Source organism: bacterium (genome assembly GCA_036382775.1).
GTDB lineage: Bacteria > Hydrothermota > Tepidihabitantia > SM23-42 > JAOAFX01 > DASVHD01.
The window spans coordinates 23,412-45,197 of the sequence record DASVHD010000006.1; the positions used below are offsets into that span (position 1 = coordinate 23,412).

The following is a 21,786-nucleotide window of genomic DNA, read 5'->3' on the forward strand; positions in this document are numbered from 1 at the left end:
GCTAATACTACGAATGAAATATCATTCGGCCTATTCGCTGTCATTCGTCCGTATTCGTGTTTTTTCATAAGACCTTTTCCCCATGCCGGTACGATTTCACGGTCACGGTCCCAGTCCCGATATTGAACAGAACTGTCCTCCCCCAGCTGCCCAGAACATCTTCCGCGACGATCGGGATATTAGCTTTCTTGAGCTCATCGCGCGTCTCATTAACGTTCCGCTTTCCGATCGCTTGTTTTAGGAAATTCTCGAACATGGTCGCACCGCCCACGATCTTCGCAACCGCTTCACTGGCACTAACGCCGAACCGGCCGAATCCCCTGATTAATTCCATTACCGCTCCCCGCGGATATTTCCAGCTGTGATCATTGCCAGCCGGCAACAATACGTGTGCCAGGCCTCCCACGCGCTTTTGTTCATTGTAAAGGATGATCACGACGCACGATCCCACGCCGTACGCGGTCAGGACGATATCCCCCTGTTCGACCTTCACGTCTCCGATCCCTACCCTCTTCTCAATCATGGCTGTCAATGTTCTTTTTGTAGACATGCTCGGAGCGGCTGACCACCGTGAACAGCCGTACTTCGGGGACGCCTATCAACAGCTCGACTTTGCCGATAACGAGGTAACCGTCCTCCCGTAGCTGGTCATAGAAATTACGCATGACCGCGGACTGACCTTTGCGGTCAAGATAGATAAGGACGTTCCGACACATGATTATGTCACAGCGCCCGAAATCGGGTTTTTCAAAAAGGTCGAGGTGTTTGAAGTCGACCAGCGACCGCAGCGATCCGTCGATCGTATAAGATTGTTTCTCCTCCTGAAAATATTTCCGTCTGATATCGGGAGCCATATACTGGAACGCTGAGACAGAGAATTTCCCAAGCCTTGCTTTAGCCAGGACACCGTCGTCGATATCAGTACCGTGGATCCTTACGCGGTCCTGCATATGGACCTCGGTAGCAATGATCGCAAGAGAATAGGCTTCCTCACCCTGCGCGCACCCCGCGCTCCAGAAGGTAAGACCGTGCCGGCCACCGAACTCAGACACGATCAGCTGCCTTACGTATTCAAAGGTCTCGGGATTGCGGAAAAAATATGAAAGATTGATGGTCAGTGCGTCCTTGAGCAGCGCAAACTCGTTTTCATGGTTGATAAGATAACTGTGATAGTCACTGAATGATTCCAGCCCCAGTAATCTCATCCGTGCCTTCAGGCGGCGTGCCAGTGGTCGTTCTTTGTAGCTTTGAAGATGAAATGCGGTTTTTTTCTCAATAAATTTTATGAGCGCGTAGAAACTGTCTTCCACCGTTGGGATTAATTGCCCCCGGCCGTTTCTCGGGATTTTTTCAATATCTCGATGTTTTTTTGGATCACCGGCTGCTGAGGATTCAGATGCTGAGCCTGTTCCCATAAGCTGAGCGCTGAATCAGCATCGCCCTGTCGGAGAGCAATATTGCCCATTTTGAATAAGGCGTCCCAATCCCGTTTATCCGCGGGGATCCGCTCGTATAATTCCCGTGCCGCGCCGAGGATCTGCGCTTCATAATAGAAATCCGCCAGGTTCCGGACCAATTGAACGGCATCGGGATTTTCCTCCAGTGCCTGACGGTAAAGTTTTTCCGCTTCTTCCGGCTTGGCCATCGCCTCCAGGAACACGGCAAGGTTGTTCTTGAACGCTGCCGTGCGCGGGAATTTATCGATCGCCTCATGCAGCAGTATGGCCGCTTTCGGCATGTCATGCTGCTTCGCGCGGGTCAGGGATAGATAAATATACGGTGTTATATATTCCGGCGCTTTTTCCAGCACTTGCATAAATACCTGTTCTGCCTGCGCATAATTGCCTTTTCCGTAGTACGCGATGCCCAGGTTGCAGTTGACCTTGTTATTAGCGACCGCCATTTCCCTGGCCGCGCTCAGATGCGCGATCGCTTCGTCATAGAGCGCCAGCTTGCAGCAAACATAACCGAGGTTATTAAGGATCGACGGACGTTTATCGATCGCTACGGCTTTTTCCAGCAGATCCTTTGCTTGATCATAGTTGACCCGCCGGGCTTCAATTAGTCCGCGGTACAGCAGCGCTTCGGCGTTGGCCGGATCGATCTCCAGAATTTTATTGAACTCACGTTCGGCCTCGTCGTACATCTCCGTCTTGAAGAACGCAAATCCAAGGTTTTTGAACTCGGCGATGTCACCGGTGGTCTTCTGAGCGGTCAAAGGTTTTTCGGGCTTCTCCAGCAGGCCAGCCGAGATCAAACCATAGATCGTGCGGCAGGTCTCAAAGAAATCGTATTCGGACAGCTTCAAGATCTCATCTATGTTCCTCGCGCCGTTGATGAGCTGGACTATTTTCTGCTCCTGCTCGGTTAACGGAACCACGCTGCAGTCACCCTTTGAAACCAGCACCGTTTCGAACGGCGGCAGTTTGTTCTCGATCTTTCGCCACTCGTCGATCCGCCGTGCCCCCTCGAGCAAAACACCCTGGGGCGATAATTCAACGGTGAATTCCTCTTCGCCCGGCAGCAGGTCGGCTTCAAAGTTGAAATAACCCGTGTCCCAGGTCAGCATGGTGAAAATGGTTTCAATGATCTGTTCCTTGAGCTCTTCTTCCAGAATGGTGGTCGTGATGATACCGGTTTCGACGAGCACTTCACCGATCCTCTTTTTTCTTTCTTTCTGAAGTACCAGCGCTTTTTCGAGCTCCGCTGAGGTTATTTTCTGTTTCGCTACCAATATATCCCCGATGCGATCCTTGCGGTTCAACAGGGTGGCGAATATTACCTTGCCGTTCTTGATGAAGATGTTGCCGAAATTCCTTCCATCGGTAACCGACAAACACCCGGCTTTCTGCGAATAGCCGAGCAGCTGGATCACATCGGGTAGAGACGCTTCAGACAGGGAACCTTTGATCGCCATTTATTGCCTTTGGTTTTGGTCCTTTCAATAATTCTCTTCGATCAGCTCGCCGGGGATCTCGGGGATGATAAGACGTTCCTCTTTAACCGTCTTCAACTGCACGCTAGCCGCATCGGGCTGAATTTCCGCGACTATCGGTTTGGCCGGGACAACGGCTGGCGGTGTCGCTGCTGCCGCCGTACTGACTTCGGTCACCATGTCATGCACCATACCGGCTATTCCCCCTGGTTCCGGCAGTTCAGCAGCAGCCGGTACCGGTTCCTCACCGGGCAAACCGAGATTCACGAGCGAATCCGCCGAAGGCTCAGAAACCGACGGCTCGCTGACTGCAGCTGCCACTTCCTCCGTGGGTTGTGATCCCGCTTCGCCCTTTGTCGTTACCGATTCTGCCGGTCCGACTGGTTCCAAATCAGGGGCGGGCTTTTCCGGCGACAGCGATTTCACAAAATCGACAAGCGATGAAAATCTCTCGAAATCCGGCAAACCGGTCTTGATAACCTGTTCAGCCCAGGTACCCGGCAGGCTCTTTCTGATATAAACCTCGGCGATGTCGAGTCCGGGTGGATTCACCACCACTTCCATGCCCAGTTCAAACAGCATTCTTTCTTCGTCCGTAAATCGATCATCGTTCGTGGCCAGCTCCGAACTCATAATGATTTCTTTGTCCCCTTTGATACGATCGTTCAAGAGATCTAACCAATCTCTCCGCATAATGGGTTTGAAGTCCCAGAGTGCAGTTAGGTTGTCGATGATCAGGACTTCAGTATTACTTAATCCGCTGTCCATTATTGACGGCGCCTGTTCGAGGTCGACCAATACGGCTGCAATACGACGGGATAAAAGATCACTGCATATTGCCTCCAACAAATGGGTCTTGCCATTACCCTCGCCGCCGATGATAATAAACGGGTTGAATTTGGTGCCCGGGTTGGTGACGATGCTGTCATAGTAAAAATCACGGACTGCCTTGTTGCTCTTGCCGATTATATAAGTATCGAAAGTCCGCAGCGGCTTGGCTGCCTCAGCGATCGCCGGCGCTGCAGGCGGAGGAACGACGACTTTTCCCGGCACCGCAACTATCGGCGCTGTCGCGGTGACCGGTGGCGGGATCGGCGCTCCGCGTTTCATCTTTTCGATCAGCGTTTCGATCTCCGAGATCTTACCGGGCGAGAAGAGCATGGACTCGATCCTCATCGCGTCATCCGGATTTTCATTGGTGTCGACCGTACCGAATATTTTTTGTAGCTCGATCAGCCGTTCTACCTTTTTGATAAAATCGTTATAGGCCGAGGCGAGCGCCGTGACGTCACCATCCAGGAGCGGTTTTAGCAAGGAAGTGTCAAATCCTTTCATTTCCCATATGTAGATCCTTTCGCGGTATTCCTCGCGCATATCGATCTTTTCCGTGACTTCCTGGAGCACCTCGGTGGCATTCTTTTTCAATTCTTCAAGCAAGCTGGAAACAGGACTGTACAACCCCTTGGGATAGAAATCTTTGAGGATCATGCGAATACTGTTCAGGTCAACGTTTAAATTCCCCAATGAGGAATATGCCACCAGCCGGTTGACCATGCCTTCGATGGCGCGGAAAGAACCGGCTGAAAGCTGCGCTAGTTCCAGGGCGATTTCATCCGGCAGGATTATGCTCATTTCGGTGGACTTCTTTTTAATAATATCAACCAGCGCCATTTCTTTGGGCGGCTGGATATCGCATACCAAACCGCCCTCCAGTCTCGACACCAGTTTGTGATTGAAATTATTGAGATCGCGCGGCGCGATCGTACCGGAAAAACAGATTTGCTTTCCAGCCGTCAGATAGGAATCGATCACCTCGAGAAATATCGGTTGATACTTGTCCGCGATGGTGTAAATATCATCCACGACGAGCAGCGAGCTGTGATCGCGCGCCTCATCGAGATACCGTTCAAAATCTTTGCCCGTGAAAAATGTCGCGGGATACTTTTTGTTAAGCTCGGTATAAAGCGCCCATAAAAGGTGGGTCTTTCCCAAACCGGTACCGCTGTAAACATAGAGCGGGTTGAAGATCTCCCCCGGGAACTGCACGATCTTCTGGGCGGCGAGGTAGGCGACACGGTTACCGTCGTACACATAGAAGTTCTCAAAGGAAAAAACCTTTTTCATCAGGCCACTGCTTTAAGCACACTTTGCGCAGCCAGTGAGAATTCATCTGAAGCCACCTTGACCACGCCCGGGATAGTCCGGTCATCAAACAGCGAAACCAGCAGGTAATTTTCGCTGACGGTGCTGTAAAATATGCTCGCTGCTTTTCCTTCCTGAAGGAATTTATGGAAATTCTTCTCACCAATGATGTGTGCCAGCTCCATCGTGGAGTTGAAGACCCCGCTGGCCAAAGCGCTGATCGTCAGGACATCGAAAGAATAAACGAACCCCCGCTGGACCAGCAAGTGACCTGAGCTGCTGACCAGGATCGCCCAGACGGTCTTGGCCTGGCTGCAGAAAGTGCTCAAAAGCTCTTCCAGTTTGTTGATCTTATCCTCGGTCAGCCTGATCGTGCCGCTTTTGTTAAGCATAGTGAATTATAATAGAAAAATAAACTAAAGTCAAGCCGAATGCTAACTCGGCCTTGGCGATTATCGTTTTTTTCTTAAGCGCGCGCCGAACATGCCGTCAGTGTTATACTCGCCCGGCAGGACTTTAAGATATTGGTCGCCCACGGGCACGAATTCTTTGGCCGGTTCAATCTCGAATTCCGGATAATCCTTGATGAATTCCTCGATGACTTCCTCGTTCTCCCGAGGCAATATGCTGCACGTGGAATAAACCAGGATCCCCCCTGGCTTCAGAAAAGTACCCGCATTTACCAACAGGTCGTACTGGAGCCGGGCCAGCCGGGCAACGACCTTTTTGTTGACCCGGTCCTTTACTTCCGGTCTCTTTGCCACCACGCCGGAATTTGTGCAGGGCGCATCAACGAGGACTTTATCCATACCGTTGACCCGATACCGGCGTCCATCAGCCAGAACCGACGTGATGATCGAGATGCCGAGACGCTCCGCGTTTTCCCCAACGAGACGCAGCCGCGATGCCGATACTTCCCCGGCAATGATCCGACCTTGATTACGCATCATTTCCGCCATATAGGTGGATTTGCTGCCCGGCGCCGAACAGACGTCAACAATCCTGTCGCCGGGCTGGGGGTCAACGAGATGGCATACCAATCCCTGCGCTTCGTCATGGATCGATATCAACCCCCGTTTCATCAGGGGATTGTTGATCAATGTTCCCAACCTGCTGGCGGTCCGGAATTCTTTATACCAGTTGCCCGGTGCCAGGTCTAGTCCGACCTCCCTGAGTTTCTTCTCGACCGTTTCCACGTCGTATTTGTACATGTTTATCCGGATATATGGCGTGGGCCGGTTCTTGAACGATTCGATGATCTTTTCGCCCTCCACCGGGTAAGCCTCTAAGATCTTCCTGAAGACCCACACCTTGGGTTCTCTCAAGGATTGCACCTTCTTGTTGCGCATGATCGATCTCAGCACAGCGTTGATCAGTGCCTTTTCCTTGATAGTCCGGCCCATATTCACGGCTTCATTGACGATGGCATATACCGGGATCCGGTCTAAGAACAGGTACTGGTAAACCGCGACCCGTAGGATGTTCTTTATAACGATGTCAGAATTGACGAAATCGCCCACAAAGGTTTCCCTGATGATCAGGTCGATCTCCTCGCGATGCCTTAATGTGCCGAAGGCTATTTCGTTGGCAAGGGACCGGTCATCATCGGTCAGTTCATCTTTCTCGAATATTTTGCCCAGAGCATCCTTGAGGTTTATCCCCTCATCGACTTCGCATAATGCGCTGAGCGAGACCTCGCGTGCGTTCATCCCAGTTTTTCTCCTTCCTGGACTCGAAATCCATTAAGGAAATCCAATCCCGAGATCTTTTTCTTGTTCTCCGGTTTGATTTCGGTCAATATCACTGAGCCGTCCTGAGTTCCAACGTGGATATTTTTACCCACGATGTGACACGCAGCCGGCGCAAACCTTTTATCCGAAGGTTGGGCGTAGATCACGGTCAGGTCCTGATCCCGGAACCTTGTTTTGGCGCCCGGGCTTGGTGACAAAGACCGGATCAGATTGAAGACCGTCCTGGTGTTGTCGCTCCAGTTGATGACGGTCTCCTCTTTTTGGACCTTAGGCGCGTATATCTTGGACTGCTCGTCCTGCCGGATGCAGTGGCAGGTGCCCTGTTCGATCGACTTGATCACCGCGGGCAGCATGGAAACCGCCAGCAATGACAGCCGTTCGGACAATGAACCATAAGTGTCGGTCAGTTCAATGTGCAATGATTCCTGCGCAATGATCTCGCCATGGTCGATCTTTTCGTCCATGAAAAAGATCGTCACTCCCGTGATCTCCTCGCCCGCCATGATAGCACGCTGGATGGGCGCTGCCCCCCGGTACTTGGGAAGCAATGACGGGTGGATATTGATGCCGCCGTAGCGCGGCACTTTCAGCAGATCACCGTTCAGGATATGACCGTATGCCGATAATATGAACAGATCCGGCTTGAGCGCCTTCATCTCCTGGATGAAAGATTGGTCGTTCGGGTCCTCGGGATCAAATACCCGTATCGACTGCTTTGTTGCCCACTCCGCGACCGATGGCAGGGTCACCTTTAATCCCCTACCCTTTGGCTTCGGCTTGACGATCACGACGCCAGTGACATCGCAATGCCCCGCGACCCCCTGGAGAACGGGCTGCGAGAAGATGGTGGACCCGAAGAATATAGTTTTCATTTCAAATCAGTTCAAGATGCTTAGTTGTCCCGCACATAACCGGATAGCCTAAGGAGATGCCGGCGATACTCGCAAGTTATTAACATATTCAGAGACCTTGGCCGATTCCTCAGACTTGACGTGGTCAATGAACAAAACGCCATTGAGGTGTTCGATCTCGTGCAAAACCGCTCGCGCCAGGAAATCCTCAGCTTCGAAGACAAGCCGTTCATTATACAAATTTTGCATGCTGATCCGCACCTTCCTGGCTCTCGGGATGTGCAGGTACAATTTAGGGAAACTCAGACAGCCTTCTTCCTCGTCTACTATACCATCCGTATCGATCACCGCCGGATTGATCACGGTCATCGGCATTGATTTGTCTTCAAAGGGCGTAGTATTGATGATAAAAAGCCGGACTAAAACGCCGACTTGAGTAGCCGCCAGGCCTAAACCGTCATGTTCCAGCATTAGCGCGGTCATTTGATCGCTAAGTTCGAATATTTCCTCAGTGATCTTATCAACCGGTCGTGCGATTTTTCTCAAAATTTCATCCGGATAACGCACGATCTTTAGCGTTTCAGTCTTGATCATAGAGGTGTGTTGTGCATTCTACTTTGTCGGCTCGGCTTTTTGAGCTTCGATCTTGCCAGAAATGTGCCCCTTGTCAAAATCTACCTTTACGCCGTCAGCGATAACCACAGAAATAACATGATCCTTAACATTGGCTACCACTCCGTATATACCGCTTGATGTTATTACCCGATCGCCCTTTTGAAGTGAATTCATGAGCTTTTGATGCTGTTTCTGCTTTCTCTGCTGGGGCATGATCAATAAGAAATAAAATATGACGAAAATAACAACTAACGGTAGCAAGCTCACCAGTGGATTGCTACCCGTCTGCTGTCCCTGTCCCGCTGCTTGACCAAACAAAAATTCCATTACATCTCCTTTCAAAAATTTTTATCTAATCTATTATCTAATAATTAGTATCTATCTCCTAGCACCTTACGCCTGCTATATTATACATTGATTTAGACAAAAGTCAATACATTTAAGTTTACTTTGCTCCCGTCAGGGATAACAGAAACCCACGATTTTACGGCATAATTCAGGCTATATTTCCGATCTGCCTTCAAGCGCCCGAGCAACGGTTGTATCATCGGCCAGGTCAAGATCGCTTCCCATGGGCAAACCACGGGCGATCCGCGTCACCTTGATACCAAGGGATTTTAGAGTCTTGGCAATATACAAAGCTGTCACATCGCCTTCGGTCGTGGGGTTAGTTGCGATGATCACTTCCGATATGTGTTGTTTTTTGACGCGTTCGATCAGTGAATTGATCCTCAAATCCTCAGGAGCGACATCATTGATCGGCGAAACAACGCCGTGCAGGACATGGTAAACGCCCTTGTATTCGCTTAGCCTCTCCACGACCATCACATCTGATGGCTGCTCGACCACACAGATCTTATCGGTCTCACGGTTCGGGTTCACGCAGATATCACAGGGATCCTTCTCTGCCAGGTTGTGACAGATGCCGCACTCTTTTAGGCCGGTCCGGGCACGGATAATGGCGTCGGTGAGTTCCTGGACTTTTGCCTTTTCAAGTTTTTGCAGGTAAAAGGCTATCCGCTGGGCGGATTTACGACCGATCCCGGGCAGCCACTGGAGTTTTTCGATCAGGTCGGCAAGCAGGGGCATGGATAATATTATTCAAAACGTTAGTCAAGTCAATAAGTTATTCCTCTTGACTTTTCCAACGGTCGCTGAATGCTAACACGTGTAAATAAGGCGCGAGAGATCCAGCTTGAAAAATTTTCCGAGAAGGAAAAGGGTAAAAAGATCTACTGTAATGCCCACATGGAATCCAAGGCGATCCGGAAATACTGCCCGATCGACGATGAATCCCAGAATCTATTAAAGACCGCGATCGAGAAATTCGGGCTTTCGGCCCGGGCTTACGACAAGATCCTCAAAGTCGGCCGAACCATCGCGGACCTGGAGAACACAAGCAACATCAAGATCCAGCACATCGCCGAGGCGATACAGTACCGGAGTCTGGACATAGACGTCTGGCAGAAATTGTAAATATACAATTTCTTGGATGGATGACAGCTATAAACAATAGATAACAGTGATGAGTGTAATGATTACAGTTATGCAATCCTTATAATAACTTGAACAAAATCAAAAGTATTATCATTTTATAAAATACTTTAAACTAAAAAATAACTCCTGCAATTTCAGAAGAAAATAGGCATAAAAGTATAAAAAGTATGGCAGGTCAATTTTGTCCCACGCATACGGTAAAATCACTGTCCATCAAATACACACTGCCACAAACAGGAAAGGTGAGAATCTCGCTATATGACGTCTCGGGCAGGTTGGTGAAGAATCTGGTTGATGACGTTCAGAAACCGGGCGCATATACACGAAGCTGTGACACCGGTGATCTCGGCTTATCCAGGGGTGTATATTTTGTACGACTGGAGACAGATGACCGGGCGCTCGTTCAAAAGGCGATCGTGGTAAGGTAAAGTTTCAATACACGACGAATAAAGACCCTTATCCTCCCATCCTTCACGAAAAGGATGGGAGGATATTTTTTTATATTTGAAGACTCCATTCTAAACTAGAGAAGGATTCTGTCTTGATTTTTCGATTAATTTCATTATAATTATCAGCTTAAATTCAACAAGGAGCGCGTATGATAATCACTTTCCTGGGTCATGCCGCCTTCCTGATCACCTCGGAAAGCGGGGCAAAGATAGTAACCGATCCATACAAGTCTGGCTGTTTTAACGGAGGTATCCAATATACAGCGATCACGGAAACCGTCGACATCGTTACGATTTCGCATGAGCATGATGATCACAATGATACAACACTAAAAGGAAAACCCAAATACATCCGGGGACCGGGCAAGCATGAGGTCAAAGGTATCACTATAAACGGCACCGAAGTCTTCCACGATACAAGCTCCGGGAAAGAGCGCGGTAAGAACACGGTATTCAACATGCTGGTCGACAGCGTGCATGTCGTGCACCTGGGCGACCTCGGTCACAAGCTATCTCAGGCCGATGTTGACAAGATCGGCAAAGCCGATATTTTGCTGATCCCGGTGGGCGGTTACTTTACCATCGATGCCAAAACGGCCTGGGATGTCATCAATGCACTCAAACCAAAGATCGTCATTCCGATGCATTACAAAACCGATAAATGCGGATTCCCAATCGCACCGGTGGACGACTTTATCACTGGCAGGGACGTGGTTTCGATCGACAAGGAGTTGAAGATCGACCATTCAAGGCTTCCCGAGTCGATGACGGTCTATGTCCTTAAGCCAACCAAATAAGATCAGTTAAAGGATAAAAATTTAAAATGAAGGAGGACAAGTGAGAGAAATACAACCAAGCGCGATCACCGACACCGTCACCAGATTATGCAAGGACGCGAATTATTTCCTTGGTGATGATGTTTACAACGCGTTGAAACAGGGATTAAGCAAGGAAGAATCGCCGACCGGCAAGGATATTCTCAATCAGCTGCTCAAAAACGCGGACATCGCGAAAACCGAACAGATACCGATCTGCCAGGACTGCGGTTTCGCGGTCATCTTCCTTGAGATCGGTCAGGACGCCTGGGTTAAAGGCAATGTCATCGAAGCGATAAATGAAGGCGTGCGCCGCGGCTATACCGACGGATACCTTCGGAAATCGATCCTTGCCGATCCGATCCAGGGAAAAAACACCAATGACAACACGCCCGCCATCATCCACACGACTTTCGTCCCCGGCGACAAGATCAAGATCACGGTCGCACCCAAGGGCGGCGGCAGTGAAAATATGAGCGAGGTCAAGATGGGTGCGCCGGCCGACGGTATTGAGGGCGTGAAGAAATTCGTTATCGATAAGGTCGTTCGCTCCAGCGCAAACCCCTGTCCCCCGGTAGTAGTGGGCGTAGGCATCGGCGGCAACTTTGAATACTGCGCGTTCCTCGCCAAAAAAGCCCTCCTGCGCAACATCGGCGACCGTAACCCGAACCCGTTCTACGCCGATGTGGAAAAAGAACTGGTGGAAAAGATCAACAAAACCGGGATCGGCCCAATGGGGCTGGGCGGAAGGGTCACCGCGCTGGACGTGTTCATCGAGGTCTACCCGCGGCACATTGCATCGTTCCCGGCCGCCGTTAACATCAACTGCCACGCGGCACGGCACAAGACCGCGATCATATAAGGAGATAAAATGGCTGACGCAATAAAAATAAATACGCCTTTAACGGATGAAGTTGTCGCGAAGCTTAAGATCGGCGACAGCGTGCTGATAACCGGCAAGATCTTTACGGCGCGCGACGCCGCCCATAAACGGATGTTTGACGCGGCCAACAGCAACCAGCCGCTGCCCATCGATATCAAGGGACAGATCATCTATTACGCGGGACCGGCGCCGGCAAAACCGGGGTACGTCATCGGCCCGGTCGGCCCCACGACCGCGGGGAGATGCGATACCTACACGCCGAAACTCCTATCGCTCGGCCTCAAAGGCATGATCGGCAAAGGCCTTCGCTCAAAGGACGTCAAAGATGCGATGAAGAAAAATGTCGCAGTCTATTTCGCGGCCACGGGCGGAGCCGCCGCGCTCATTGCCAAGAACGTGAAAGCGGCCAAGGTCATCGCCTATGATGACCTCGGAGCCGAAGCGATAAGGGAACTGGAAGTGGAGAATTTCCCGGTAATCGTCGCGATCGATGCCAACGGCAATGACCTCTACGAAGAAGGCAGCAAGAAGTACAAGAAAGAATAGGGCAATTGAAGGTAAATCAGGACACTTGAAGGCTAGCTCTATTAGTGAGGAGGTAACTTGAAAATACTATCAGCGGTAGTTCTCGTGTTGCTTGTACTATCTTGCGCGCCGCAGGAGAATGTCATAAAGATCGGTCTCGTCGCGCCATTGACCGGTGATGTCAAAACGTTCGGGGAATCGACCAAGAACGGATTCCTACTGGCCATCAACGAGGCCAACGCTGCCGGCGGTATAAACGGCAAGATGATAAAATACTATATTCTTGATGACCGCAATGACCCGACCGAAGCGACCAACGCCGGCAGCAAGCTGATAAACCAGGACGGCGTGAAGTTCATCGTCGGCTCGGTTTCGTCAAAATGCTCGATCCCGCTGTCCGAAGTATGCCAGGCATCGACCGCGGTCATGATCACGCCGACCTCCACGAACCCCAAGGTTACGGTTAAAGACGACGGCACGAGAAAAGATTTCGTTTTCCGGGCGTGTTTCATCGATCCTTTCCAGGGCCGGGTGGCGGCAAAATTCGCGCTTGAAAACCTGAAGTGCAAGACCGCCGCGGTCCTGTACGATGTCGGCAACGATTATGTCAAGGGACTGGCCGAGTTTTACCGCGACAATTTCACAGTCGGCGGCGGCAAGATCATCGTGTACGAATCCTACCAGAAAGATGACGCCGATTTCTCGGCATTACTGACCAAGGTCAAGCAGGCCAATCCCGATATGCTCTATGTCCCCGATTACTACAACAAGGTCGGATTGATCGCCAAACAGGCGCGGCAGATAGGTATCAAAGCGGTGCTCATGGGCGGCGACGGCTGGGACTCGCCGGACATGATAAAGATCGCCGGCGACGCGATCGACGGCGGTTATTTTACGAACCACTATTCTCCCGATGACCCGCGCCCCGAAGTCCAGGAATGGGTTAAAAAATATACTGCGACCTACGGCTCAAAACCTGATGCGTTGGCGACACTGGCTTATGACGCGACCACGCTGCTGTTGAAAGCGATCCAGGCGGCGAATTCCGCTAAACCCGAGGATGTCCGCAAGGCGTTGCAGGGTTTCCAGGACGTCAGCTCGGTATCCGGCAATATATCGTACGACGAAATGGGCAACCCGATCAAGAACGCGGTCATCCTTAAATATACCAAGACCGGCCAGGAATACGTCGCGACCGTAGCACCATGAGAAAAATAAATTCTAAATCACAAATCCTAAATTCCGCTTCGTGTCGAATACTCAGCATGAGGCATAAACAAATTCGAATGTTCAAAATACAAAATGTCCCCCCTCCCTACCCTACCCCTCGAGGGCAACGTGGAAAAAGATCTTTTACAATTACTGGTGTCCCTGTGGGAGTGAGGATAAAGGCGGGGGTGGTCCGTAGTTTTGAGAATTTGAATTTTGATATTGTTTAGGATTTAGAAATTCGGATTTAACATCTTGCCATGAGTTACTTCCTCCAGCAGCTGATCAACGGCCTGCAACTGGGTTTTGTTTACGCCCTGATCGCGCTCGGCTACACCATGGTATACGGAATCGTGCGGTTGATCAATTTTGCCCACGGTGACGTCTTCATGGTGGGCGCTTATCTCGGGTATTTTGCCATTGTTTATTTCCATCTGCCCTTCCCCATCGCCATTATCTGCGCGATGATCGGCTGCGCGATCCTCGGCATCGCGATCGAACGGCTCGCGTACAAGCCCCTGCGGACCGCACCCCGGATCGCAGCGCTCATCACGGCCATGGGCGTATCGCTCTTTCTCGAATACTTCTGCAGCCTTAAATTCGTCTTCAGCCCCAATTACCTCGCGTATCCCCGTCCCTTCCAGGTCACGACCTACCAGATCGGCGGCCTGTGCATATCAACGATCCAGATCATCGTTTTCTCGGTCGCGATCCTGCTGCTTTTCATCCTTCAGTACTTCGTGCAGAAAACAAAGATGGGAATGGCCATGCGCGCCGTATCGTTCGACAAGGAAACGGCACGGCTTATGGGCATAAACATCGACCTTGTGATCTCGCTTACCTTCGGCATCGGTTCTGCCCTGGCCGCGGCCGGCGGCGTGCTCTTCGGCATCGCATATCCCCAGATCAATCCTTTCATGGGCATCATGCCGGGACTGAAGGCTTTCGTCGCGGCCGTGCTTGGCGGCATCGGCAGTATCCCCGGCGCTGTGCTCGGGGCCGTGATCATGGGAACGGTCGAGACCATGAGTTCCGCCTTCATATCATCCACTCTCCGCGACGCCATCGCGTTCTCGATCTTGATCCTCGTGCTTATCTTTAAACCGACCGGCCTGCTGGGCAGGAAGGGAACGGAGAAAGTGTGACCAAATGGTTTGACGTTGAACGGCATGGCTGCCCGTCTGGTTTTTCCGACGTGGTCAAGGGTAATTACGTACAACCATAAACGAATGACGATACGAGCAGCGATGCCGAAAAACCTCTGGCGATGACTAATATTTATCGAAAGCTTATACCTTATTTTGTCATTGTCTGCGCCTTCCTTATATTGCAACTGCTCATGTCGCTCCGCATCCTAAATCCCTACTGGCAGCAGATCATACAGTTTGCCGGCATCATAACGATCTCCGCTTTAGGCCTTAACCTGATCTATGGTTATACCGGTCAGTTTTCCCTGGGCCATGCCGCTTTTTACGGCATCGGTGCTTATACTTCGGCCCTGATCACGAAACTCATACCCCAGGGCGGTATCGCTTCGCTTTTGATCGCGATCGTGGCGGCTTCCGCGGTCGTTGCCCTGGTCGCGTTCCTCATCGGCATGCCCATTCTCCGCTTAAAGTCAGATTATCTGGGGATCGCGACGCTCGGCTTCGGGATCATCATCAAGGTCATTTTCGACAATGCCGATGCCGTCATCCCGTCCATGGGTGGATCGCGCGGCATGCTCGGGATCCCAAAGCTGACCAGTTTCCCGGTCGTTTATGCAGGCGTGATCGCGACCGTGCTCGTCATCCGGAACTTCGTATCCTCGAGCCTGGGCCGCGCCTGCATCTCGATCCGCGAAGACGAGATCGCCGCCGAATCAGTCGGCATAAACACGACAAAATACAAAACGCTGGGCTTTGTCCTGGGATCGGTCTTTGCCGGGGTCGCCGGTGCACTCTATGCGCATCTTTACACGTTCCTTCATCCGATGAATTTTGACTTTCTCAAATCGATCGACGTTTTGCTGATCGTGGTCCTGGGCGGTCTGGGAAGCATCTCTGGAACGATCATCGCAGCGGTTTCGTGGACATTCCTGCTCGAAGGCCTTCGCGTCATCCTGCCGCCGGACATTCTGGACTGGCGGCTGGTCATTTATCCGCTGCTGCTGATCATCGTCATGATCCTCAAACCGAAGGGACTGCTGGGCGGCCTGGAATTCGGCTTTTTAAAGCAAAAAGCCGAGCAAGGTGATTAGACAATGGGATCCGTGCTGCAGCTGAAAAACATTACCAAGTACTTTGGCGGTCTTAAAGCCGTATCCGGGTTTGACCTCGAGATCGAACCCCGCGCTCTGGTCGGCCTGATTGGGCCGAACGGTGCCGGTAAAACGACTATCTTCAACCTGATCACAAGCATATACCGCCCCGAACAGGGCGATATCCTGTTCAAACAAATGTCATTGCTGGACTCAAAGCCGTTCCAGATCGCCAGCCGCGGCATTGCCCGGACCTTTCAGAATATCAGGCTGTTCAACGACCTTTCCGTACTTGATAATGTCCGGATCGCATATCATATGCATGTGAAATATGGTTTTGCGTCGGCGATCTTGCGAAACCGGGTATTCCAGCATGAAGAGAAAAGCATCATTGACCGCGCCCGGGAAGTGCTTTCGATCTTTAATCTTGACAACCGCCGGCATGAAACCGCCCGCAACCTGCCGTACGGAGAACAACGCCGGCTTGAGATCGCACGCGCCCTTGCAACCGATCCCACGCTGCTGCTCCTGGATGAACCAGCGGCCGGCATGAATCCCCAGGAGATCGGAAAACTCATGGAGCTTATCCGGTTCATCAGGGAGCGGTACAAGCTGACGATCCTGCTGATCGAGCATCATATGCGTGTCGTCATGTCCATATGCGAGCGTATTGCAGTCATGGATTTCGGCGAAAAGATCGCCGAAGGAAAGCCGGCTGATGTTCAGTCCGATCCTAAAGTCATCGAAGCCTATCTGGGCGAGGAGTGCTGATCACGCCATGAAAACGAACCGCGGCCGAACGCTGCTTGAGATCAGGAATCTTGACGTGTACTATGACACGATCCATGCGCTCCATTCGATAAGTCTGGAAGTATGCCAGGGCGAGATCGTCGCCCTGATCGGCGCCAACGGGGCCGGTAAAAGTACCACTTTGAAAGCGATCTCGGGGCTGGTCCGTTCACGCGGCGGCGCGGTCGTGTTTGAAGGCAGGGACATTACCAATCTTGCCGGTCACAAGGTCGTAAACCTTGGTATCGCGCACGTACCCGAAGGCCGGAAACCGTTCGCCAACATGACGGTCTATGAAAACCTGAGGATGGGAGCTTACCGCATCAACGATAAGCAACAGATCAAAACATCCATGGAACGCGTGTTCAAATCCTTCCCGCGCATGCGCGAGCGTTTGTCACAACCGGCCGGCACGCTTTCAGGCGGCGAGCTCCAGATGCTGGCGATGGGAAGGGGCTTAATGTGCCAACCGCGGCTTCTAATGCTCGATGAGCCTTCAATGGGGCTCTCCCCGATCCTCGTGAACGAGATATTTTCAATAATCAAAGAGATCAACGCGCAAGGTACCAGTATCCTGCTGGTCGAACAAAATGCTAACAAAGCTCTATCCATCGCCAACTACGGATACGTCCTGGAAACCGGTAGTATTACACTATCCGGGACCGGCACGGAACTGCACGACGATCCCCAGGTAGTTGAAGCATATCTGGGAACATGATCATATTTCGTATCGCCCGGTTATCCTTGACTTTCAACAGATTTTGACTATAATTGAAGTCGGTGTCCTACCAAAGCGGGCCGCTGTAGGGCAAGGCTTTCCTTCAGAACCAGTGGTTTTTACGGAACCTAAGGTCAGCCTTGCAGTAAAAACATGCAAACCTAAAGGTTTGCCCGACATATGAAAAACAATAAAATATCAGCCATCAGGCATGTGCAATATTAAGGAGGTTTTATGCGGAAAGTTCTGATCATGGGTGCAGCCGGCAGGGATTTTCATAATTTCAACGTATTTTTCAGACAAAACCGATCATATAAAGTCGTTTGTTTTACGGCCACACAGATCCCCAATATTGAGGATCGCAGATATCCGAAAGAGCTGTCCGGACCTCTTTATCCGAATGGTATTTCGATATATCCTGAAAGTCAGTTGACGTATTTGATCAAGAGACATAAAATCAACGTTGTGGTATTTTCTTATTCGGATATTTCACATAATCTTGTGATGCACAAGGCATCGGAAGCCATTGCGGCCGGCGCCGATTTTTGGTTCCTGGGACCAGAATCATCAATGATCCGATCCAGGAAAAAAGTGATCTCAGTATGCGCATCGCGGACCGGTTCAGGGAAAAGCCAGACAACGCGCCGTATCTGCGAGATCTTAAAAGATAATAATATAAGTTTTTCAGTGATCCGGCATCCCATGCCGTACGGCGATCTCCGGAAGCAGATTGTTCAGAAATTCAAGACTTATTCCGATCTTGAAAAACATCATTGTACTATTGAAGAACGGGAAGAGTATGAACCTTACATAAAAATGGGGCATGCCATTTATGCCGGCGTTGACTACGGCCTAATTCTAAAAGAAGCCGAAAAGAATTCACAAGTAATTCTATGGGACGGCGGCAATAATGATCTGCCTTTTTATACACCGGACCTTCATATTGTCGTCGTTGATCCTCTGCGCACGGGGAATGAAAGCACATACCACCCGGGAGAAGCGAACGTACGCATGGCAGATATCGTAATAATCAATAAAGTTGATTCTGCACCGCGAAAAAATGTTGAAATATTGAGAGATAATGTAAAAAGATTAAACAAACACGCGATCATTATTGAAGCCGCATCTCCGACCATTGCAGACAAGCCTCAATTGATAAAGAATAAACGGGTGGTGGTGGTTGAAGACGGCCCTACCCTGACCCATGGCGAGATGTCGTTCGGCGCGGGCGTCGTCGCGTCAAAGCGCTACAAGGCAAAAACCATCGTCGATCCGAGAAAATATATTGTCGGCTCTATCCGGAAAGCGTTCGTCAAATATCCTCAGATCGGAGCGCTTATTCCGGCACTGGGGTATAGCCCAAAGCAGATCAGAGAGCTTGAAAAAAGCATTAATAGCACACCCGCGGATTCCATTGTAATGGCAACTCCGATCGACCTGCGGCGGTTCATGAAGTTTAACAAACCCGTCGCGAAAATTGAATATGCATTAAGGGAAAAAAACCGAGCCTTGTTCGAAAAAACCGTGTTGCATTGTTTGAAGTCTAGATAGCAGATCGAAAGAACGCAAAGGAGAAACATGAAAAAATTAGTCTATAATTTTGGCGGAAAAAAGGCTGACGGATCAGCGGCCATGAAAAGCCTGCTGGGCGGAAAAGGAGCCAACCTTGCCGAAATGACCAACATCGGCATACCCGTACCTCCCGGTTTCACGATCACCAGCGAAGTGTGCAATTATTTTTATGCCAATCGCCGAAAACTACCTAAGGAATTGAAGGCTCAAGTTAAAAAAGCGATGCTGCGGACCGAAACCATCATGAACAGAAAATTCGGCGACCCGGATAGCCCCTTGCTCATATCGGTCCGGTCGGGCGCCCGCGCCTCGATGCCGGGCATGATGGAAACCGTCTTGAATATCGGTCTGACCGAAAAGACCATACCCGGTCTCGTCCGGCAAAGCCAGGACAGCCGGTTCGTTTTCGATGCGTACCGCAGGCTCATCATGATGTACTCGGACGTGGTTATGGAAAAGGCAGCCGGTATAGAACCTCATGATGACGAATCGGGCATCCGCAAGCAGCTTGAAAAAATAATGTCTACCATGAAGCAGGAAAAGGGTTGCAAGAGCGATACCGACCTAACCGCCGAGGACCTGAAAAAATTGTGCGGCTTGTTCAAACAACGCATCCGTGATGTTCTAAAGAAAGAGTTCCCAGATGACACCGAGGAACAGCTTTGGGGAGGCATTGGCGCCGTATTTGCCTCATGGCAGGGCAAACGCGCGGTCAGCTACCGACGGATCGAAGGGATCCCTGACGAATGGGGAACGGCGTGCAGCGTGCAGACGATGGTCTTCGGCAACATGGGCAAATCGTCGGGCACAGGTGTTGCTTTCACGCGGAACCCGGGTAACGGCGAGAACCAGTTCTACGGCGAATACTTGATCAATGCCCAGGGTGAAGATGTCGTCGCCGGCATAAGGACGCCGGCGCCGCTCAATGAATATTCAAAATCAGAGCAGAACAAAGATCTGCTGACCATGGAAAAAGGCATGCCCGAACTTTACCAGGAACTGGTCGGTTACCGGAATAAACTAGAAAAACATTACCGCGACATGCAGGATGTCGAGTTCACGATTGAAAAAGGACTGCTTTGGATGCTTCAGTGCCGGGTTGGAAAAAGGAACGGACCAGCAGCCGTGCGAATGGCGATGGATATGTTGAAAGAAAGATTGATCGCGAAAACCGATGCGGTCATGCGCGTGAGCCCGCCTCAGCTGGATGAACTCCTTCACCCGATGATCGACCCGAAGGCGGAAATGGGACTGAAACCCCTGGCCAAAGGGCTGCCGGCTGGTCCGGGCGGCGCGACGGGTCAGATCGTGATGACGTCGGCCGATGCCGTGGCCTGGGCAAAGCTGGGTAAGAAGGTCATCCTGGTCCGCGAAGAGACAAATCCGGAAGACGTGGAAGGAATGAGAGCCGCCCGGGCCGTACTCACGGCGCGCGGCGGCATGACATCGCATGCCGCCCTTGTTGCCCGGGGCTGGGGCAAATGCTGCATCGTGGGTTGCAGCGGCGTCAAGATCGATTACGAGCATAAAAAAGCGTTCATCGGAGAAAAAACGTTCAACGAAGGTGACTGGATAACGCTCAATGGCACCAAAGGCAATGTTTACGAAGGCCAACTCAAGATGACGGAATCGGCCGAAGAGAACGTTTTGCTGCATGAATTCCTCAAAGTCTGCGATGCCGTGCGTAAACTCGGGGTAAGAACCAATGCTGATACGCCGGCGGATGCTAAGCGCGCGCGCAGTTTCGGCGCCGAGGGCATTGGGCTGCTCAGGACCGAACACATGTTCTATGGCAAAGGTGCGGACCAGCCGCTCTTCCTGCTGCGGAAGATGATAATTTCCAAAACTGTAGCTGAACGCCGGAAAGCCCTGGAAGAGCTCTTCCCTTATGTGAAGAACGACGTCAAAGGCACACTGGAAGCGATGGACGGCTACCCCGTGGTAATAAGACTGCTTGACCCGCCCCTGCATGAATTCGTTCCCCGGGAAAAGGAGAAACTGGAAAAGCTCGCTTTGGAACTCAATATTTCAATGCAGGAACTGGAAGACCGGGCGGAGAACCTGCACGAATCCAACCCCATGATGGGCCACCGCGGCGTGCGCCTGGGCATTACCTACCCTGAGATCAGCGAAATGCAGGTAAGGGCCATCTTCGAAGCCGCGGCCGAACTGATCAACGAAGGCAAACACCCTTATCCTGAGATCATGGTGCCGGTCGTGGGCGAGGTCAAGGAACTCGAAAACCAGGTTATTATTGTCCAGCGCGTGTACAAGGAAGTGCTGGCAAAATACGCGCTCAAAAAGATAAAGTACCTGTATGGTACGATGATCGAGATCCCGCGGGCATGTATCGTAGCCGACCAGATCGCTGAAGTTACCCAGTTTTTTTCTTACGGTACGAACGACCTTACCCAGATGGGATTCGGGTTCTCGAGGGATGATATCGGCGGATTCCTGCCTGACTATCTTAAAAAATCGATCCTGCCTGGCGATCCGTTCCAGTCGATCGATCAGCGCGGTATCGGCGAGCTCATCAAGATCGGTATTGAACGCGGCCGTAAAACCCGGCCGGAACTTGAAGTGGGGATCTGCGGCGAGCATGGCGGTGATCCGAGATCCATCCATTTCTGCCACCGGGTCGGCATGGACTACGTTTCCTGCTCGCCTTTCAGGGTCCCGATCGCGCGTCTGTCAGCAGCGCATGCCGCTCTGCTCTATCCAGCGGGGAAAAAGAAAACAAGCAAAAAAAGAAAGAGATAAGATTCGCATCGCTTTATTCAACAGCCATCGGCGTGC

Annotated in this window: 22 protein-coding genes; 12 read left to right on the plus strand and 10 right to left on the minus strand. The window is 51.2% G+C overall.

The window, feature by feature from the left end:
• Nucleotides 1-64: 64 nt before the first annotated feature.
• The 10 genes from VF399_01045 to recR all read right to left on the minus strand — a co-directional run bounded on the left by VF399_01045 (nucleotide 65) and on the right by recR (nucleotide 9,392).
• Nucleotides 65-523, minus strand: a complete 459-nt coding sequence (locus tag VF399_01045) for a chemotaxis protein CheD (protein HEX7318926.1) — start codon at nucleotides 521-523, stop codon at nucleotides 65-67.
• Nucleotides 516-1,415 carry a protein-glutamate O-methyltransferase CheR gene (locus tag VF399_01050; protein HEX7318927.1) on the minus strand — a complete coding sequence of 300 codons (900 nt, stop codon included), beginning with the start codon at nucleotides 1,413-1,415 and terminating at the stop codon, nucleotides 516-518. The genes VF399_01045 and VF399_01050 overlap by 8 nt, the downstream gene beginning before the upstream one ends.
• Nucleotides 1,319-2,917: a DUF4388 domain-containing protein gene (locus tag VF399_01055; GenBank protein ID HEX7318928.1), complete on the minus strand. Its 1,599-nt coding sequence runs from the start codon at nucleotides 2,915-2,917 to the stop codon at nucleotides 1,319-1,321. Before VF399_01055 ends, VF399_01050 begins: the two co-directional genes overlap by 97 nt.
• Before the next feature lie 24 nt (nucleotides 2,918-2,941).
• On the minus strand, nucleotides 2,942-5,059 hold the full coding sequence (locus VF399_01060) for a DnaA/Hda family protein (GenBank protein HEX7318929.1): 2,118 nt from the start codon (nucleotides 5,057-5,059) through the stop codon (nucleotides 2,942-2,944).
• A complete protein-coding gene (locus tag VF399_01065) occupies nucleotides 5,059-5,469 on the minus strand; it encodes a hypothetical protein (GenBank protein HEX7318930.1) in 411 nt (136 codons plus the stop codon). The genes VF399_01060 and VF399_01065 overlap by 1 nt, the downstream gene beginning before the upstream one ends.
• Nucleotides 5,470-5,529: 60 nt before the next feature.
• A complete protein-coding gene (rsmB, locus tag VF399_01070) occupies nucleotides 5,530-6,786 on the minus strand; it encodes a 16S rRNA (cytosine(967)-C(5))-methyltransferase RsmB (GenBank protein ID HEX7318931.1) in 1,257 nt (418 codons plus the stop codon).
• Nucleotides 6,783-7,700 (minus strand): methionyl-tRNA formyltransferase, encoded by a 918-nt coding sequence (gene fmt / locus VF399_01075; GenBank protein HEX7318932.1) that lies wholly within the window; start codon nucleotides 7,698-7,700, stop codon nucleotides 6,783-6,785. The genes rsmB and fmt overlap by 4 nt, the downstream gene beginning before the upstream one ends.
• A 48-nt stretch (nucleotides 7,701-7,748) precedes the next feature.
• Entirely contained in the window at nucleotides 7,749-8,273 is a 525-nt protein-coding gene (gene def, locus VF399_01080) for a peptide deformylase (protein HEX7318933.1), read from the minus strand.
• A gap of 18 nt (nucleotides 8,274-8,291) precedes the next feature.
• Nucleotides 8,292-8,621, minus strand: coding sequence for a preprotein translocase subunit YajC (gene yajC / locus VF399_01085; GenBank protein HEX7318934.1), 330 nt, complete (start codon nucleotides 8,619-8,621; stop codon nucleotides 8,292-8,294).
• A gap of 174 nt (nucleotides 8,622-8,795) precedes the next feature.
• Complete coding sequence (recR, locus tag VF399_01090) at nucleotides 8,796-9,392, minus strand: recombination mediator RecR (GenBank protein ID HEX7318935.1); 597 nt, start codon at nucleotides 9,390-9,392, stop codon at nucleotides 8,796-8,798.
• 60 nt (nucleotides 9,393-9,452) lie between these two features.
• Here recR and VF399_01095 point away from each other — a divergent pair, with 60 nt between their 5' ends.
• The 12 genes from VF399_01095 (at nucleotide 9,453) to ppdK (ending at nucleotide 21,750) form a co-directional block, all read left to right on the plus strand.
• A complete protein-coding gene (locus tag VF399_01095) occupies nucleotides 9,453-9,770 on the plus strand; it encodes a hypothetical protein (protein HEX7318936.1) in 318 nt (105 codons plus the stop codon).
• A gap of 188 nt (nucleotides 9,771-9,958) precedes the next feature.
• Nucleotides 9,959-10,219: a T9SS type A sorting domain-containing protein gene (locus VF399_01100; protein ID HEX7318937.1), complete on the plus strand. Its 261-nt coding sequence runs from the start codon at nucleotides 9,959-9,961 to the stop codon at nucleotides 10,217-10,219.
• A gap of 170 nt (nucleotides 10,220-10,389) precedes the next feature.
• Nucleotides 10,390-11,037, plus strand: a complete 648-nt coding sequence (locus VF399_01105) for an MBL fold metallo-hydrolase (protein HEX7318938.1) — start codon at nucleotides 10,390-10,392, stop codon at nucleotides 11,035-11,037.
• A gap of 40 nt (nucleotides 11,038-11,077) precedes the next feature.
• Nucleotides 11,078-11,917, plus strand: coding sequence for a fumarate hydratase (locus VF399_01110; protein HEX7318939.1), 840 nt, complete (start codon nucleotides 11,078-11,080; stop codon nucleotides 11,915-11,917).
• 9 nt (nucleotides 11,918-11,926) lie between these two features.
• Nucleotides 11,927-12,484 (plus strand): Fe-S-containing hydro-lyase, encoded by a 558-nt coding sequence (locus VF399_01115; protein ID HEX7318940.1) that lies wholly within the window; start codon nucleotides 11,927-11,929, stop codon nucleotides 12,482-12,484.
• Between the two features lie 57 nt (nucleotides 12,485-12,541).
• Nucleotides 12,542-13,672, plus strand: a complete 1,131-nt coding sequence (locus tag VF399_01120; GenBank protein ID HEX7318941.1) for an ABC transporter substrate-binding protein — start codon at nucleotides 12,542-12,544, stop codon at nucleotides 13,670-13,672.
• Between the two features lie 260 nt (nucleotides 13,673-13,932).
• Nucleotides 13,933-14,817 (plus strand): branched-chain amino acid ABC transporter permease, encoded by an 885-nt coding sequence (locus VF399_01125; GenBank protein ID HEX7318942.1) that lies wholly within the window; start codon nucleotides 13,933-13,935, stop codon nucleotides 14,815-14,817.
• A gap of 194 nt (nucleotides 14,818-15,011) precedes the next feature.
• Nucleotides 15,012-15,911, plus strand: coding sequence for a branched-chain amino acid ABC transporter permease (locus tag VF399_01130; GenBank protein ID HEX7318943.1), 900 nt, complete (start codon nucleotides 15,012-15,014; stop codon nucleotides 15,909-15,911).
• A 3-nt stretch (nucleotides 15,912-15,914) separates the two neighbouring features.
• On the plus strand, nucleotides 15,915-16,682 hold the full coding sequence (locus tag VF399_01135; protein ID HEX7318944.1) for an ABC transporter ATP-binding protein: 768 nt from the start codon (nucleotides 15,915-15,917) through the stop codon (nucleotides 16,680-16,682).
• A 7-nt stretch (nucleotides 16,683-16,689) separates the two neighbouring features.
• Nucleotides 16,690-17,418 carry an ABC transporter ATP-binding protein gene (locus VF399_01140; GenBank protein ID HEX7318945.1) on the plus strand — a complete coding sequence of 243 codons (729 nt, stop codon included), beginning with the start codon at nucleotides 16,690-16,692 and terminating at the stop codon, nucleotides 17,416-17,418.
• Between the two features lie 234 nt (nucleotides 17,419-17,652).
• Nucleotides 17,653-18,969 carry a cyclic 2,3-diphosphoglycerate synthase gene (locus VF399_01145; protein ID HEX7318946.1) on the plus strand — a complete coding sequence of 439 codons (1,317 nt, stop codon included), beginning with the start codon at nucleotides 17,653-17,655 and terminating at the stop codon, nucleotides 18,967-18,969.
• A 27-nt stretch (nucleotides 18,970-18,996) separates the two neighbouring features.
• Nucleotides 18,997-21,750 (plus strand): pyruvate, phosphate dikinase, encoded by a 2,754-nt coding sequence (gene ppdK, locus VF399_01150; protein HEX7318947.1) that lies wholly within the window; start codon nucleotides 18,997-18,999, stop codon nucleotides 21,748-21,750.
• Nucleotides 21,751-21,786: the final 36 nt, after the last annotated feature.